This window comes from Kribbibacterium absianum, assembly GCF_030067705.1.
GTDB lineage: Bacteria > Actinomycetota > Coriobacteriia > Coriobacteriales > Atopobiaceae > Kribbibacterium > Kribbibacterium absianum.
In genome coordinates this window covers 459,588-475,394 of sequence record NZ_JASJEX010000003.1, presented here as the reverse complement: position 1 = coordinate 475,394, position 15,807 = coordinate 459,588, and the positions used below count along the sequence as shown (strand labels likewise).

Genomic DNA, 15,807 nt, shown 5'->3' with positions numbered 1-15,807 from the left:
GCCCCCTTCCCGACGTGGGCCGGCCTGTCCGGCCCGTCGCCAAAAGGGTGCCGGGTCCCCGAACCCAGCGCGACGCGTTCCGGTGAGTGTTGGGACCGTTCGGGTAGAGACGCGAATCTAGGCTCACAACATTCAGGACCGTCAATTCGAGGGACAGCTCGTCGCCGGACCCCGGTGGGGTATCCTCAGGGCTGAAGTGCACCTTCAACCGTCCGGGAGGCCCCATGCCCGCGCTGATCACCCATCACATCTTTGGCGAGAAGAGCTCCGTCGAGCTGCCGGAGGGCGTCCTGACCGATCAAGAGCAGCGCCTGGCGTTCCTGCTCGGCAACCAGGGGCCCGACCCCTTCTTCTTCCGCTTCCGCGCCACGCCGTCCGTGATCAAGGCCTGCCAGGCCCTCGCCCACCGCATGCACGACGAGCGGGTCGCTCCCGCCTTCGAGTGCCTGCGCGACGGCGTGGGCCGTCTCGTGGAGGAGGACCAGGCGGTCGGGCGCGCGTTCGCCCTCGGCGTGCTGTCCCACTACTGCCTGGACCGCACCGAGCACCCGTTCATCTTTGCGGAGCAGGAGGGCATCATCGAGGCCTCCGCCGGCGAGCTGGTGGGCTGTGGCAGCCAGGTGCACGCCGTGATCGAGGGGCGCATCGACTCGTGGCTCCTGTGGCACGAGCGCCACGTCACGGTGCTCGAGGCGCACCCGGCGCTCGAGCTGTGCCGCACGCCGCGCATCGACAAGGTGGCCGGAGCGCTGTTCTCGCAGGTCGCGTGGCAGGTCTTCGGCATCTCGCTCTCCGTGGGCGAGTGCGGGGCCGCCGTGGACGACATGCAGGCGGTGTACCGCCTCATCGAGCCCGCGGGGTCGCCGCGCGGCGAGGCCATCGGGCGCGCCGAGGAGCGTCTGGGGTCGCTGTTCTCGCAGGTGGAGGCCATGGCGCACGAGGTGACGCGCGAGGACGAGTGCCCGTTCTGCAACCCGGACCACCTGCCCTGGACCGTTCCGGGCACGCACGAGGTGTCGCATGCGAGCTTCCAGGACCTGTGGGCCCGCGCCCTCGAGACGTGGCCGTCCCTCGCGAAGGCCTTCGTGGAGGGCGGCACCGCGCTCGAGCAGGCCGTGAACGGGGTGAACTACTCGGGCGTTGCGAGCCGGTAGCGACGAGCCACCACAAAGGGGCCGGCCTGCACGACCGGTCCCTTTGTGCGTTAGCGGGCGAGCTTCGACAGCGTCGCGATCAGCAGGCGTGCCATGCGGTCCGCCGCCAGGTCCTCGAAGGCCTGGTAGCTCTCGGCCCCCGTGCCGTCGGCGTGGTCGCTGATGGCCCGGAGCACCACAAAGGGCACGTCGTTGAGCCACGCCACCTGCGCGATGGCCGCCCCCTCCATCTCGGCGCAGAGCGCGCCGAAGGTCTCGCGCACGGCCGCGCGGTCCTCGACCGAGGACACGAACCGGTCGCCGGTGGCGATGCGTCCCGCCCGGACCGTCACGTCCGGCTCCACGGCCGCTGCCGCCGCCACGACCTTCTCGGCCAAGCGCTTGTCCGCCGGGAACGATTGCGGGTAGCCCGGGATCTGGCCGGGCGCGTAGCCAAGCACCGTCACGTCCATGTCGTGGTGCACGAGGTCGGTCGAGACCACCACGTCGCCGATGTCGAGCGTGTCGTCCACTGCACCGGCCACGCCCGTGTTCACGAGCATGTCCACGTTGAAGAGGTCGCACAGCTGCTGGGCGCAGGAGGCCATCGAGACCTTGCCCACGCCGCTCTTGACCACCACCACCGGCACGCCGTCGATGAACCCCTCGTGGAACGCCAGGTGGCAGCGCTCGGTGACGAAGTCGTTCTCGAGCGCCCCGATGAGCGCCTTCACCTCGTTGTCCATGGCCCCGATGATGCCGACCTTCATCAGCTGTCCCCTTTCTTCGCATTCCTCGGGGGGACATGGTAGCCCGGCTCGGCGCGCTCCACGGGTTGGGTACCTTCCTGCCAGCAAACCCAAGGAGGAACCATGGCAGAGAGCGCGGCCCCGCGGATCTTGATCGTGTACACCGGCGGCACCATCGGTATGACGGAGGACCCGGCCACCGGGGCGCTCGCGCCCTTCGACCTCTCGCACCTGATGGAGAACGTGCCGAAGATCGGCCGGCTGGGCTACTCGCTCGACCATGTGGAGCTGGACCCGCCCATCGACTCCTCCAACATGAACCCGGGCGTGTGGGCGCAGGTGGCCCGGATGATCGCCGACGCGTACGAGGGCTACGACGGCTTCGTCGTGCTGCACGGCACGGACACGATGGCCTACACGGCGAGCGCGCTCTCCTTCATGCTCGGCCAGCTGGCCAAGCCCGTGATCCTCACGGGGTCGCAGCTGCCCATCGGCGAGATCCGCGAGGACGGCACCGAGAACCTCATCACGGCGCTGCAGATCGCCGCCGCGCGCGACGAGGACACCGCGCGGCCGATGGTGCAGGAGGTGGCCATCTCCTTCGGGCGCTTCCTGTGGCGCGGCAACCGCGCCACCAAGGTGAGCTCCACGGACTTCGGTGCGTTCAAGTCCTTCAACTATCCGGCATTGGCGGCCATGGACCTGCACATCGACTTCGACCGGAAGCGCCTGTGGCGACCGGCCGGCGACCAGCCGCTCGAGCCCTTCTACGACATGGACGACGCGGTCTCGGTGGTCTTCGTGTACCCCGGCATGTCCGAGGCGGTGCTGCGGGCGCAGCTGGCGACGCCGGGCCTCAAAGGCGTGGTGCTGCGCACCTTTGGCGCGGGCAACGCACCGACCGAGCCGTGGTTCGACCATGCGCTCAAGGAGGCCGTCGAGGCAGGGCTCGTGGTGTGCAACGTGACGCAGTGCCCGGCCGGCGGCGTCGAGGAGAAGCGCTACGCGACCGGCGACGCGCTGGCCGAGGCGGGGGTGACCTCCGGGCTCGACATGACCTGCGAGGCGGCGCTGACGAAGATGATGCACCTGTTCGGGCGCGGCCTCTCCGCCGAGGACGTGCGGGAGTACCTGCAGGTGTCCATGCGCGGCGAGCTGACGGCCTAACCTGCAAAAGGGGTCTGATCCCTTTTGCAGGTCCCGCATCAGGCCAGGGATTTCAACACGCGGCGCTTGATCGCCAGGGCCTCGTCGGACAGTGCGAACTCCGCGCGGTCCGCTCGCGGCGCCGGCACGGGCACCTCCCCCACCAGCCGCGACGGCCGGCCGGCCGCAGGGTCGCCGGCCAGCACGTAGATGTCGTCCGCGAGCGCGACCGCCTCGTCCACGTCGTGGGTCACCACCATGCAGGTGAGCCCGAGCTCGTCGATCATGCCCCGCAGCCAGTCGCGCAGGTCGTTCCGTGTGAGGGCGTCGAGCGCCGAGAAGGGCTCGTCCATCAGCACCGCCTGACAGTCCATCAGGTGCGTGCGCAAAAGCGCGGCTCGCTGGCGCATGCCGCCCGAGAGCTGGCACGGGTAGAGACCCTCGCACCCGGCCAATCCGAAGCGCGCGAACTCTGCGGCGGCCTTCTCGCGGGCCTCGGCCTTCTTCATGCCGCGCACGAGCAACGGCAGCGCCACGTTGTCCACGATGGTCCGCTGGTCCAGCAGGAGGTCCTTCTGCAGCATGTACGCCACCTGGCCCGGCCGGCCGGTCACGTCGCGGCCGCCGAGCAGCACCTGCCCCGCGTCCGGCTCGGTGAGGCCGGCGAGAGCGTGGAACACGGTGGTCTTGCCGCAGCCGGAGCGCCCCACCAGGCAGGCCAGACCGCCGGCGGGGACCGTCAGCGACAGCCCCTCGACCACGACCTGATCCTCCCACGAGAGCGTCAGCCCACGGGCCTCGAGCGCCTCGCCCATGTCAGGACCCGCTCGGCAGGTAGTCGTTCGTGAAGCCGCCCTGCTCGTCCAGCTCGACCGGCGTCAGGCCCTCCTCGTTCATCCAGGAGTAGAAGCGCGCCCAGCGCTCCGGATCGATGTAGCCCCAGCGCGGCGCGTCGGCGATGTACTGGTCGGCCAGGTACTCCTGCGAGGCCTTGGCCAGCTCCGCGTCGATCTCCGGGTTCATCTCCACGAGGGTCTCCGCCGCGCCGTCCGGGTCCTTCACGGCGTCCTCGTAGCCCTTGGCCGTCGCGCGGAGGAACGCCTGGACCGTCTCGGGGTTCTCGGCCAGGTAGGTGTCGTTGGCCACGATCACCGGGGTGTAGTAGTCGAAGGTCTCGTCGATGTCGCGGAACGCGAAGTAGTCCACCGGGTAGTCCTGGACCTTCGCGTTCTGGCCGGCCCACGCCTCGTAGCACCAGATCGCGTCGAACTGGTCCGCGCGGAGCCCGCTCACCTCGTCGGTCGAGTTGGCCGGCACGAGGACGACCTCGTCCCAGTCGCCGCCGTCCTGCTCCACCACCGTGCGGACGATGGCCTTCTCGACGTCCTGGTCCCACGTGCCGTAGCGCTTGCCGGTCATGCCCTTGGGGCTCGTGATGCCGTCGCCCTGGCGGGAGATGATGCCGCTCGTGTTGTGCTGCACCACCGCGGCGACGGCCGTCACCGGCAGCGGCTCCGAGGAGCCGAGGTAGTTGGCCATCGTGTCCTGGTAGCTCATGCCGAGCTGCGCCTGGCCGGTGCCCACCATCGCGTCGGCGCCGTCCTCGGGCGGCTGGACCACCGTGACGTCGAGCCCCTCGTCGGCGTAGTAGCCCTTGTCGATGGCCACGTAGATGCCGGTGTGGTTGGTGTTGGGGGTGTAGTCGAGCACGAACGTGATCGGCGTGAGCCCCTCCGAGCCCTGCGTCGCCGTTGCGTTGCCCGAGCAGCCGGTCAGCACGAGCGCGGCACCGGACGCGCCGAGTGACGCGCCGAGTGACGCGCCAAAGAACGCGCGGCGGCTGACGGGCACGGAGCGGCGGCCAATGCCTGCTCCCATTCTGGATCGGTTCATGACGTTGCCTTTCTCTCGGCGCGGCGCCACGGCATGCACCAGCGCTCCAGCGCGTCGACAAGGCCCATCAACGCGAGCGAGAGCACGGAGATGATGACGATCACCGCGAACATCTGGTCATAGGAGTAGGACTTGCGCACGCGCGTCATGTAGACGCCGAGACCCTCGAACCCGCCGAGCCACTCCGCCACGACGGCGCCCACCACGGCGTACGTCGCGCTGATGCGCAGGCCCGAGAAGAACGACCCTGCGGCGGCCGGCAGCTTGGCGTAGCGAAACACCTGCATGCGGCTCGCGCCCATCGTGCGCATGAGGTCGACGGTGTCCGGATCCACCGAGGCGAAACCCTCCGCGAGCGCGACGGTGATCGGGAAGAACGTGGTGAGGGCCACGAGCAGCACCTTCGGCAGCATCCCGTACCCGAGCCACAGCACGAGCAACGGCGCGATCGCAACGGTGGGGATGGTCTGGCTCACGGTCACGATGGGCGCCAGCGCGCGCCTCACCACGGCGAAGCGCTCCATGAGGCACGCGATGAGAAAGCCCGCCGCAACGCCGCACGCGAGGCCGATCAGGGCCTCCCCCACCGTCACGAGCGCGTGCTGGGAGAGCACAGGGGCGTCCGTCACGAGCGCCAGCGCGACGTCCGTTGGGCTCGGCAGCAGGAAGCTCGGCACGAGGCCGAAGGACACGACGGCCTGCCACAGGAGCAGGACCGCGACCACCGTCACGGTCGGCGCGACCCATGTTCTGGGCGCCCGCTGCCCGGCGCGCTGCTCGACGTTGCTCACTCGGTGCCCTCAAAGGCCTGGTTGACCTCGGCGTACTTGCCCACCTTGCGCTCAGTGGTGAGCATCTCGGCGTGCGCGGGGCGGCACTCGATCTTTGCGTAGGTCAGCACCTTGGCGCAGCCGTTCTCGAACGCCACCTCCTGGCAACGCTTGAGCACCGCCATACAGGCGTCGTAGTCCCCCTCGATGGTGGACTCGAACGGCCCCACGAAGAGGCTTACCGGCTGGGTGCGGATGTAGTCGATCACGGCGTCCACCACGCGGCAGACCTCGTCGTCGTCCGCAGCGTCCATCGGGAGCACCTGGATGGCCATGGCACAGTTCATCAAACAGCCCCTCTCTCGCAGGAGGGACTGCCTGCGTTCTCACGCAGGGCGCCGGTGCCGTCCCTCCGCTGGCATTACCCAGATCAGGTTTCTCGGGTCGCGGACGAACCGCCTCTCAGCCGGGTGTCCCCAGCTCCCCTTGTGGCGCGACGCACAGGGTACCACAGGCGCGCGTCTGTTAAGGGTGTTTTCACAGAGACGCGGCAAGCAGCTGAGCCACCTCAGGGCCGGCGCGCCGCGCGCCCCGCGTTAAAACTGCTGGATACCGCGGGACACCTTCACCTCAAGGATGCGCCGCACCGACTCGTCCACCCGCTCCTCGCTCAGGCGCCCGTCGCACACCGCCTCCGCGAGCGCCGCCGCGACCGTCACCGGGCTGTCGTCCACGTAGAGCAGGTCGCCGCCGGCCTCGATGAACGCGAGCGCCGCGTCGACGAGCGAGACCCCCTGCCGGTCCGCCGCGTAGTCGAGCACGCCCGAGAGGACCACGCCCTCGAAGCCCAGACCCTCCCGCAGGTACGCGACCCAGGCCGGATCGATGGTCGCCGGAACGCCCTCATCGGGCACCTCGAAGTCGCCGAAGCCCACCATGGCCGCGCCGCTCGCCACGGCGCGCTCGAATGGTGCGACGAGCGAGCGCACCGCCTCGTCTGTAGGGCCGAGCCTCGCGGCCTCGGCCCCTGGGAACCCAAGGGGGCAATCCACGATAAGGGAGCTCCCACACTGTACGGCGTAGGTCGAGCCCTTCTGGGCCAGGCCCTCGAGCGTGGCGCCCTCGTTGTCCGGGGCAGACGGGTCGAGGTCGGGCCCCAGGTAGAGGTTGACGCCCACCTCGTCGAGCAGTTCCACGAGCTCGCTCGCCGAGAGCGCGTGTGCACCACCGGACGAAGCGACCCGCGCGAGCAGGGAGGCGCCCCCGACCCCCATGGCCACGAACGCCGTCGCAAGGGCACCGGACGTGGTGGAGAGCAAGCGCACGTTGTCGCACGGGACCGTGGTCTGGCCCAGGGAGGCGATGTTGCCCGTGTCGATGACCACCCCGCCGAGGGGCGTCTGGGCGAGCCCCTTCTCCAAGCCCTCGCCGCCATCTTGACCGCTATCTCGCCGGCGACGGTGCACACGGGCCCGAAGCACAGCTGGGCGCACTTGTCGTCGAGCCGCATCATGTCGATGATCGTCTCGACCCAGAGGTCGTCGTCGGCGGAGAGCGTCGCACGATAAGGGTCCGTACCCGCAGCGGCAGTACTGCAGCCAGCCAGCAGCGGCAGTGCCAGACCGGCGCCGAGGGCAAGGAGCCCGCGGCGGCTGACGAGAGCGGCCGTGCGCGCGTTCGTCATGGTGCCTCCCTCTGTCGTCACCTGCCACCCTCCGGGCACACTGGGCCGGCACGGGATGCCTCTTCTTTAGCATATCCACAAGCCGCATATCCACGGGCATCAAAGTGAACACGATCCGCGCGAACGGTCGCAGCCAGAGGCCGGGGCGGGCCGGGGCTACAATCGGGAGAACTGTCGCCCACGCCCAAAGGGGTGCCCATGACGTCGCCGCTGCCCCCTCGCTTCCCATCCGACGAGCACTCCTCGCCCACCGAGGTCACGCACCGGCTCCTCGCCCTCGCCGACGAGCTCGAGCCCTACGTCATCGAGCAGCGGCGCTGGTTCCACCGGCATCCGGAGGTGTCACTTCACGAGACGGGCACCACCGAGCACATCTGCGAGCAGCTCGACCTGCTTGGCATCCCGTGGGAGCGCCCGTGCGAGACGGGCGTGGTCGCGACGCTGCGCGGCACGGCCGCCGATGCGTACGATCAGGACGGCTCGCCCCGGCGGCGGCTGCTCATGCGCGCGGACATCGACGCGCTCCCGGTCACAGAGCTCACGGAGCTGCCCTTTGCCTCCTGCAACGACGGCGTGAGCCACGCCTGCGGCCATGACTGCCACGCGGCGATGCTGCTCGGCGCCCTCAAGGGACTCTCGACGATGACCGACGCGCTGCACGGCGAGGTCCGGGCGGTGTTCCAGCCGGCCGAGGAGGTCTCGGAGGGTGCCCGCGCGATGGTCAAGGCCGGCGTCACGGACGGGGTGGACGGGTGCTTCGGCATCCACATCTGGTCCGAGGTGCCGAGCGGCAAGGTCTCTTGCGAGCCCGGCCCCCGCATGGCGAACACCGACTGGTGGCGCATCGACGTCACCGGCAAGACGTGCCACGGCGCGCTGCCCCATCGCGGCTCGGACGCCATCGTCGCCGGCGCGGCCATTGTCGAGGAGCTCCAGACCATCGTGAGCCGGAGCGTCTCGCCGTTCGAGCCGGCCGTCATCACCGTGGGCGAGTTCCACGGCGGATCGGCGCGCAACGTGGTGGCCGGCACCGCCTGGCTCGAGGGCACCGTGCGCACCTTCGACGACGAGACCCACGCCCGGATCCCGCTGCTGATGCAGCGCGTGGCCGAGGAAACGGCGATGGCGCTCGGCTGCGAGGCCCACGTGACCCAGTACGACCTGGGGTCCTGGGCGGTCGTGAACGACGCGCACGCCTCCAAGCTCGCGTGGCGCGCGGCACGGAAGGTCCTCGGCCCCGACTCCATCGGGCGCTACCGCGGCTCGATGCCGGGCGAGGACTTCAGCGAGTACCTGTTCAAGGCGCCCGGCGTGTTCGTGTTCCTCGGCTGCTCGGACCCTGCGGCGGGCAGCACGTGGCCGCAGCACTCGCCGCACTACAACCCCGACGAAGGGGTGCTCGTCAACGGGACGCTCCTCGGGGCGCAGTACGCGGTGGACTTTTTGGAGGAGTAGTCACTCCTTCTCTTCCCCGGACATGAGCCGCTCGAACATCACCTGGTTGGCCGCCAGCTCCGCCGCGTCGTCGAGCGGCTCGAGCGTGCCGTCCCCGTACCGGCGCTCGAGCGCCCAGCCCAGCAACGTGTCCGCCACGCCCGGGTTCTTGGGCAGCAAGGGGCCGTGGATGTAGGTGCCGACGACGTGGCCCGCGAGGCAGCCCTCCTCGCCGGTCTTCCCATCGTTGCCGTGGCCGAACAGGACCCGGCCCAGGGGTTGCACGCCCGCACCGAGGTGCGTGCGGCCCCCGTGGTTCTCGTAGCCCACGATGGGCTGGGGCGAGACCGCGCTCTCGATGGCGATGTTGCCGATGAGCCGCGGGGCCCCGCGGTCGGTGTAGAGGTCCACGAGGCCGAGCCCCTCCACCTTCTCGTCGCCCATCAGGTAGGAGTGGCCGAGCAGCTGGTAGCCGCCGCACACGGCGAGCAGCACGCCGCCGTCCCTCACGAAGGCCGAGAGCTCGGCCTTTTGCTCCAGGAGCCGCTCGCACACGATGCGCTGCTCGCGGTCCGAGCCCCCGCCGATGAAGACGAGGTCCACGTCCGAGAAGGACGCGCGGTCGTCGATGGCCACCTCGGCCACCTCGGCGCGCAGGCCGCGCCACTCGAGGCGCCTCGCGAGCGTGATGATGTTGCCGCCGTCGCCGTAGAGGTTCAGCAGCTCCGGGTAGAGGTGCGCGATGCGCACCGAGCGGCCGCGGCCGCCCGAGGTCACGGTCTCAGCCACGGCGCTCCCCCATCTTCTCGAGCTCGGCCTTCGCGGGCCAGAGGGCGGAATAGTTGGTCAGCACGTACAGGGGACGGTCGAGCGGCAGCCTCCCGCAGCGGCCGAGCGCCTCCTGCACCGTGGCGGCGATCGGCGCGGCAAGGCCGGCATATTTCATGCGCACCTGGAGGTCGTTCGCGCGATGACCGCCCACCTGTAGGTCGAGACCCTCCTCGGCGCCGAGGCGCTCGAAGTCCACGTCCCAGATCCAGGAGATGTCCTTGCCGTCGTTGTAGTCGTCGTTCACCACGAAGAACGCGGCCTTGGGGCGCTCGTCCGCCAGCATCAGGGAGATGTTCTGGTTGAAGCCGGTGGGGTTCTTGGCCAGGTTGAGCACCACCTCGCGCCCGTCCACCACGAAGTGCTGCAGCCGGCCGTTCTCGGGATGGAAGTCCGCAAGGGCCGCCTGGAACTGCTCGGGAGAGGTGCCGGCAAGGGTCGCGCCGACGAACGCGGCGAGCAAGTTGTACACCATGTAGACCCCGCCAAAACCAGCAGCGACGCGCACAGGCGCGGCCAGGCCGCGGCCGCTCGCCGTGAAGCCCACGCCCTGGCGGCCCACGTCCACCTGCGTGGCCGTCCAGTCCAGCTCCGGCCGCGCGAAGTCGCCGTTGGGGCACGCGAAGTTGCCGAGCTGCGCGTAGTGCCGGTACACGTAGACCAGCTCGGCGCCGCACACCTGGCAAAAGCGCGCCTCGGGCACGCGGTCCGGGGGCAGCGAGAGGGCCTCGTCGATACCGAACGTGAGCACCGGGTTCGAGCCGGCCACGCGGTGTGCGACGCCCATGCAGAGGGGGTCGTCGCCACAGGTCACGAGCGTGGTGTCGGGGGACCTCCTGAGGGCCTCGGCGATCACGTCCTGCACGCGGTCGATCTCGCCGGCACGGTCCAGCTGGTCGCGGAAGAGGTTGAGCAGCACGAGGTAGCGGGGCTTGAGCGCGGGCAGCACGTTGATGGTGGACAGTTCGTCGCACTCGAGGACGCCCCAGTCCGCGTCCGGGTCACCGAGCAGGGCGCCCGTCACACCAGCGGCCATGTTGGCGCCCGCGCGGTTGCACACGACCGACTGGCCGCTCGCCGCGACGGCGTCCGCCATCACGTTGGTGGTCGTTGTCTTGCCGTTGGTGCCGCAGACGACGATGGCACCCTTCTTGAGGCGCGCGCCCAGCTCGCCGAGCAGCCCGGGGTCGAGCGTCAGCGCGATGCGACCCGGCAGCTGTGAGCCCGAACGATGGAGCACGGAGCGCAGGCCCCAGGCGGAGACGCGCCCGACGCCCGTTGCGACCGCTGAACGAAGGCCCACCGTCTACTCCTCGCCCTCGACCGCGTCGTCCTCGTCCGGGGTCGGCTGCTCCCCCGGCACCACGACGTCCTCGATGCGCAGGTTCACGCCGGAGACCTCGAGGCCGGTCATGCCGCCCAGCTCGGCCACGACGGCGCGCTTGACGTCCTCGAAGACCTGCGGGGCATAGGCGCCGTACTCCATCAGGATCGAGATGTTCACGCGCACGGAGTTGTCCGGCATGACCTCCACCGAGACGCCCTTGGTGGGCGCCGCGCCGGTGAAGGTCTCCTGCATGCGGTTGATGAAGCCGCCCTTCATGCCCACCACGCCCGGCACGTCCGCGCAGGCGATGGCGACGATCTTCTCGATGACCCCATTGGAGAAGGTGAGGGAGTCCTCGCTCTCGTAATCGTCGCCCTCGACGGCGTCGACGTCCTCGACAAGGGCGCCGTCGTCCACTTTCGCGAGAACGGCCTCGGGCGCGGTCTGCTGACCGTCGGGGCTGGTCTTCTTGGCTGTCATGGGTGCTCCTTAGAGGTTCGATGAGGCCGTTACGAGTTGTCGCCGGACCGCAGGAGGCGGGACAGCGCGTTGATGATCACCGGGTCGCCGTCGAGCCATTGGCCAAAGGCCACGCCGGCGAGAACGAGGATGGCGATGAGCAGGGCCTGGAAGAACCCCACATACAGAATCACGAGGGCCACGACGCCGCCGGCGATGCCGAACAGCACCGCGTTGCCGTGCCCGGGCGCGACGCCGTCGAGCCACGCGCTCGCCTGCCGACGCGCGTTGCCGGCCGCGTTGCGTGCGCGCCGACCGGACGCGCGAAGGTCGACGGGGTTCGCCTGCCCTTGGGGAGCGGGCTCGAGTTCCGGCGCCGTGTCAACCTTGACCTGGGGTTTCTTGGCCATGTCACGCCTCCTTCCCGGTCGTGGGGGAAGTCGAGCTCGGCTCCACATGCACTGAGACGGGGCCCGTGGAGTCCGGCGAGACCGGGGCCACAGGTTTGTCGAGCGGCACGGACACACCATAATCGGCGGCCGCCTCCGGCTGCTGGCCCGTCGCATGGCGAAGCTCGCGGTCGGCCTCGTGCACCACCGTGGGCGTGTAGGCGCCGTCCTTGTCCTCGCGCACATCGGCGCCCGGCGTGATGTCGCCGGTCTTGCGCGGCTCGAGGAACCGAAGCGTCAGGTCGCCGAGACGGTCGCCCACGAGCACCGTGAGGCCGGAGCGCAGGCGCTTCTCGAGCTTGGCCGCCTCGGCGCGCACGTCCAAGGACTCGTAGGGCTCCACCTGAATGGACACGTCCACGCGGTCGTGGTGGCTCTTGACGTTGACCTTGGTGGCGATGCAGGTGCCGTCCTCCTCCACGAGGTAGGTGGCCTGGGAGGCGATGGCGGAGCGCGCGATGGTCACCGTGGCGCCGTCGCCGACCTCGACCTTGACGTCGTGCTGCCCGCGGCTGCGTACCCCGGTGACGAACACGCACACGAAGCCCACGAACGCGCAGAGCGCGAAGCCCTCCACCAGATACAGGAACCAGTCGAGCGCGAACATGCCCGTGGCCCACGTTGCCCATGGCCCCGTCCAGGGCAACAGCAAGGCGCCCAAGACGAGCGCCCCGAGCAGCGCGAATGCGATCATGCAGAACCGTTTGAAGCCGCTCATAGGCCTGCGCCCTCCCCCTAGCGTCGGTTCGATGACGCGTTCCAGTCTAGCGCGGGCTCTGATGGCGTCGACCGGCTCGATGCAAACCGCTCAGAACCGTTGCCGCTCGTTTCATTGGAACACTGATCCCGGGCCAACCCTCTCGCGCGAAACTGCCAACTCGGGATCAAAGATTCAAAGGACGCGGCGCCTACGCCGGCTCGCGGTGCCCGAATGGACGCCTCTGCACGAATCCGAGACCCCTTGGAGGCCCTCGACGCCCGTCTCGGCGGCCCAGAGGGCCCGGTTAGCTGCGTGTTTGATCCCCGCCTGGGCCTTTCGCGCGGGCGGCTCAACCGGGGATCAGTCGTGCAATAAAACCGACGATGTCCGTTCGGCGATGTCCGCCCTAGATGGCGCGAACCGCCGTGACGCCGGGCACGTGCTCCATCAGCACGCGCTCGATGCCCATGGAGAGCGTCATGTTCGAAAGGCTGCAGCCGGCGCATGCGCCGGTGAGCTCCAGAGAGACCACGCCGTTCTCGTCCACGCCGACCAGCTCGCAGTCGCCGCCGTCGGCCTGCAGGCTCGGGCGCACCGCGTCGAGCACCTTCTCGAGCAGCTCCTCGTCAACCGCCATGGGTCCGCTCCTTTCAGCGCCCGGACGGGCGCGATCGTTGTCCAACGGCCTAGCCTAGCAAATACCCGTTCCCAGGGTGCAAATTGGCGCCGGTGTCCCGCGCATCAGTCCACTGCCCGCTTGAGGTGCCCGAGGTTCGACCCGGGCTCTGCGGCCGGCAACGGGCGCCCCTCGCGCAGGGCCGCCAGTGCGGCCGCCACTCGCGCCGTCTCGCGGGCCGTTCCCTCCGCGTCGAGCAGTGTCGCGTCGACCCCGAGCCACGAGACGCCCGCCTGCAGGAGCTTGTCGAGCAGCGGTACCGCGTCCAGAGGCTCGCTCCACCAGATGCGGCTGCGCCCCTGGGAGTCCGTGCGCACCGGCAGTCGGCGCCCGTCGATGTTCTTAAGAAAGAGGCTCCGCTTGCGAAGGCCGCAGCGCTCGCAGTCATGGATGCAGGCGTCGGCCATCTGCAACACGCAGTGCTCGCTCGTCATCGCGCGGGTGTGGCCCCACACGGTGAGACCGACGGGCACGGAGGCCGCGGCCGCGACACGGGCGACCTGGGGCACCGTCAGTTCCGGAGACAGCCAGAACGCGCGGGCGCCCGCGGACTCGAGCGCCACCACGGCGGAGGGGTTGTGCACAGGGACGCAGTCGCGCACCTCGGGCAGCGCGCCCTTCTCGGCCGCTTGGAGCAGCTCGCCCAGGGTCCCGACGGCGCACGGGGCGCCGGCCTCGACGCGAGCCAGCTGACGCGCCGTGTCACCGGGGCGGCACACCTCGTCCAGCACGGGGACCATCCCGGCCGGGAAGACCGCGTGGGCGAGGTCGTCCACCGTCGCGTACACAACGTCCGCCCCCGCAGCGGTCGCGGCAACGGCGGCCTCCGGCGACGAGACGAGCACCCGGACCTGCGCTTCCTCCGCCCGATGCGCCGTCCCACCCCGCACAGGCGCGGGCTCGAGGACGCCGGCCGACTGACGGCGCGTCGCCAGGTCCTGCGCGATGGCGGGAAAGCCCGGCGCCGGCTGGATGGACGCGGCCCGCGCCTCGAAGGGCGCGAGAATCGCCCGCTCCAGCGCGTCGGCCGCCTGCGCGCGCACTTTGTGCAGCGTGGAGAACCCCATCCCGCACCCCGGGCCCATAGCGACGGTCACCCGTCGCGCCTCAAACGGCGACGTGCCCAAGCGACCCACGTGCTCGGCCACATCCTGCTCGGTGAGCTCGCGCGTGCGTGCCGGCTCCACGACCGGGCCCTGCGCCTCGGCGCTCACCGACTCGCCATGCAGCGTTGCCACCGCGGTCAGCCGCACCACGAGCGGCTCGCCCACGTGGCAAAGCACCTCCACGTCCACCAGCCGTCTGCGCGGCACATCGCGCGACGTCGCCCGAGCTGCGCGATCGAGCGCCGCCTGGCTTCGCAGCAGCCGCACAGGAGTGCCCGGCGCCATCGGACGCTTGAGGTCCACCCACACCGTGCCTCCTGCCGAGACATCCTCTGGGCAGAGCGCCGTCAGGAACTGGTCCGGCTCCGCCACGGGCCGGAACTCGAGCAGGTCCCCTGCACCCATCGGGGCGTCCGCGACCACGAGGGCCCGCTTCCCCTGCGCCTTGCTCACCGAGCCGATCAGCTCGCCGCGGTTGTTGGAGCGCTCGTAGCTCATCATCTCGTTGTCCGAGCGACCGAGCAGGTACGCGTCCGTGAAGTCGCGGTTGAACGCGCGCTTGAGGCGCCGCTCCACACTACCGGCGCTGGGAACCGGCGGCATCCCGGAGTCGCGGCCGAGCGCGGCGTCGAGCGCCTCGCGATAGGACGCGGTGACCTCGTACACGTACTCCGGCGCCTTCATGCGGCCCTCGAGCTTGAGGGCGGCGACGTTCGCGTCCGCTAGCTCGACCACATGGTCGGTGGACTTCGCGTCCTTGGGGCAGAGCCCGCGCTCCCAGGCCGCGGGCCCCACGCGCCTGCCCTTCTCGTCCACCAGCTCGTGGGGCAACCGGCAGGGCTGCGCGCAGAGGCCGCGGTTGGCAGAGCGCGGGCCGCGGAGCGCGCTCATCTGGCACAGACCCGAGTAGCAGAAGCACAGCGCCCCGTGTGCGAAGCACTCGACCTCGCAGCCCTCCTCGGCGCCGGCGGCCGCGAGCACCGCGATCTCGGGAAGGGACAGCTCGCGAGAGAGCGTCACGCGCGTGGCGCCCTGCTCACCGAGCCAGCGCACGGCGACCGCGTCGTGGATATTGGCCTGGGTGGAGACGTGCGCCTCCAACTGGGGGTACCGGCGCAGCACCTCGGCGAGCAGCCCCCAGTCCTGGATGATCACGCCGTCCACACCGGCGCAGCCGGCACGCGCCACGAGCGCGAGGGCGCGGGGCATCTCCCCTTCTTGGATGGCGATGTTCACGGTGAGGTAGACCCGCGAGCCGGCCAGGTGCGCGAGGCGGCAGGCCTCGGCCAGCTGGCCCTCGTCGAAGTTGTCGGCCCCGCGCCGCGCGTTGAAGTCCCCAAGGCCGCAGTAGACTGCGTCGGCGCCCCCCGCCAGCGCCGCCTTGAACGCCGTGAGCGAGCCGGCCGGCGCCAGCACCTCGGGAACGCGCATGGGAGCCTCCTCATCAAAACCA

The 15,807-nt window shown here is 70.2% G+C and carries 16 protein-coding genes; 3 read left to right on the top strand and 13 right to left on the bottom strand.

The window, feature by feature from the left end; all coding sequences use genetic code 11:
• Window positions 1-224 precede the first annotated feature (224 nt).
• Window positions 225-1,154, top strand: coding sequence for a zinc dependent phospholipase C family protein (locus tag QJ043_RS07935; RefSeq protein WP_283713136.1), 930 nt, complete (start codon window positions 225-227; stop codon window positions 1,152-1,154).
• A gap of 50 nt (window positions 1,155-1,204) precedes the next feature.
• Here the strand turns inward: QJ043_RS07935 and QJ043_RS07930 are convergent, their stop codons facing one another.
• Window positions 1,205-1,903, bottom strand: a complete 699-nt coding sequence (locus QJ043_RS07930) for a 5'-methylthioadenosine/adenosylhomocysteine nucleosidase (RefSeq protein ID WP_283713135.1) — start codon at window positions 1,901-1,903, stop codon at window positions 1,205-1,207.
• Between the two features lie 102 nt (window positions 1,904-2,005).
• Here QJ043_RS07930 and QJ043_RS07925 point away from each other — a divergent pair, with 102 nt between their 5' ends.
• Window positions 2,006-3,049 carry an asparaginase gene (locus QJ043_RS07925; RefSeq protein ID WP_283713134.1) on the top strand — a complete coding sequence of 348 codons (1,044 nt, stop codon included), beginning with the start codon at window positions 2,006-2,008 and terminating at the stop codon, window positions 3,047-3,049.
• 38 nt (window positions 3,050-3,087) lie between these two features.
• Here the strand turns inward: QJ043_RS07925 and QJ043_RS07920 are convergent, their stop codons facing one another.
• The 5 genes from QJ043_RS07920 to QJ043_RS07900 all read right to left on the bottom strand — a co-directional run bounded on the left by QJ043_RS07920 (window position 3,088) and on the right by QJ043_RS07900 (window position 7,112).
• Window positions 3,088-3,843 (bottom strand): ABC transporter ATP-binding protein, encoded by a 756-nt coding sequence (locus tag QJ043_RS07920; protein ID WP_283713133.1) that lies wholly within the window; start codon window positions 3,841-3,843, stop codon window positions 3,088-3,090.
• A 1-nt stretch (window position 3,844) separates the two neighbouring features.
• A complete protein-coding gene (locus tag QJ043_RS07915; RefSeq protein ID WP_283722793.1) occupies window positions 3,845-4,879 on the bottom strand; it encodes an ABC transporter substrate-binding protein in 1,035 nt (344 codons plus the stop codon).
• A gap of 38 nt (window positions 4,880-4,917) precedes the next feature.
• A complete protein-coding gene (locus tag QJ043_RS07910; protein ID WP_283713131.1) occupies window positions 4,918-5,712 on the bottom strand; it encodes an ABC transporter permease in 795 nt (264 codons plus the stop codon).
• Window positions 5,709-6,038, bottom strand: coding sequence for a thiamine-binding protein (locus QJ043_RS07905; protein ID WP_283713130.1), 330 nt, complete (start codon window positions 6,036-6,038; stop codon window positions 5,709-5,711). The genes QJ043_RS07910 and QJ043_RS07905 overlap by 4 nt, the downstream gene beginning before the upstream one ends.
• A gap of 249 nt (window positions 6,039-6,287) precedes the next feature.
• On the bottom strand, window positions 6,288-7,112 hold the full coding sequence (locus tag QJ043_RS07900; protein WP_283713128.1) for a glycoside hydrolase family 3 N-terminal domain-containing protein: 825 nt from the start codon (window positions 7,110-7,112) through the stop codon (window positions 6,288-6,290).
• A 461-nt stretch (window positions 7,113-7,573) separates the two neighbouring features.
• Between QJ043_RS07900 and QJ043_RS07895 the strand changes: the two genes are divergently transcribed.
• Window positions 7,574-8,830 carry an amidohydrolase gene (locus tag QJ043_RS07895; protein WP_283713127.1) on the top strand — a complete coding sequence of 419 codons (1,257 nt, stop codon included), beginning with the start codon at window positions 7,574-7,576 and terminating at the stop codon, window positions 8,828-8,830.
• Here QJ043_RS07895 and QJ043_RS07890 read toward each other — a convergent pair whose 3' ends face one another.
• The 7 genes from QJ043_RS07890 to QJ043_RS07860 all read right to left on the bottom strand — a co-directional run bounded on the left by QJ043_RS07890 (window position 8,831) and on the right by QJ043_RS07860 (window position 15,785).
• Window positions 8,831-9,598 (bottom strand): type 1 glutamine amidotransferase, encoded by a 768-nt coding sequence (locus QJ043_RS07890; RefSeq protein ID WP_283713126.1) that lies wholly within the window; start codon window positions 9,596-9,598, stop codon window positions 8,831-8,833.
• Window positions 9,591-10,940: a Mur ligase family protein gene (locus QJ043_RS07885; protein ID WP_283713125.1), complete on the bottom strand. Its 1,350-nt coding sequence runs from the start codon at window positions 10,938-10,940 to the stop codon at window positions 9,591-9,593. Before QJ043_RS07885 ends, QJ043_RS07890 begins: the two co-directional genes overlap by 8 nt.
• 3 nt (window positions 10,941-10,943) lie before the next feature.
• Window positions 10,944-11,444 (bottom strand): Asp23/Gls24 family envelope stress response protein, encoded by a 501-nt coding sequence (locus tag QJ043_RS07880; protein ID WP_283713124.1) that lies wholly within the window; start codon window positions 11,442-11,444, stop codon window positions 10,944-10,946.
• Between the two features lie 29 nt (window positions 11,445-11,473).
• Entirely contained in the window at window positions 11,474-11,833 is a 360-nt protein-coding gene (locus QJ043_RS07875) for a DUF2273 domain-containing protein (protein ID WP_283713123.1), read from the bottom strand.
• Between the two features lies 1 nt (window position 11,834).
• Entirely contained in the window at window positions 11,835-12,590 is a 756-nt protein-coding gene (locus QJ043_RS07870; RefSeq protein WP_283713122.1) for an Asp23/Gls24 family envelope stress response protein, read from the bottom strand.
• A gap of 388 nt (window positions 12,591-12,978) precedes the next feature.
• The gene (locus QJ043_RS07865; RefSeq protein WP_283713120.1) at window positions 12,979-13,209 is read right to left on the bottom strand and encodes a NifU family protein; all 231 of its coding nucleotides are present in this window, start codon (window positions 13,207-13,209) and stop codon (window positions 12,979-12,981) included.
• A 104-nt stretch (window positions 13,210-13,313) separates the two neighbouring features.
• Entirely contained in the window at window positions 13,314-15,785 is a 2,472-nt protein-coding gene (locus tag QJ043_RS07860; RefSeq protein ID WP_283713119.1) for a peptidase U32 family protein, read from the bottom strand.
• Window positions 15,786-15,807: the final 22 nt, after the last annotated feature.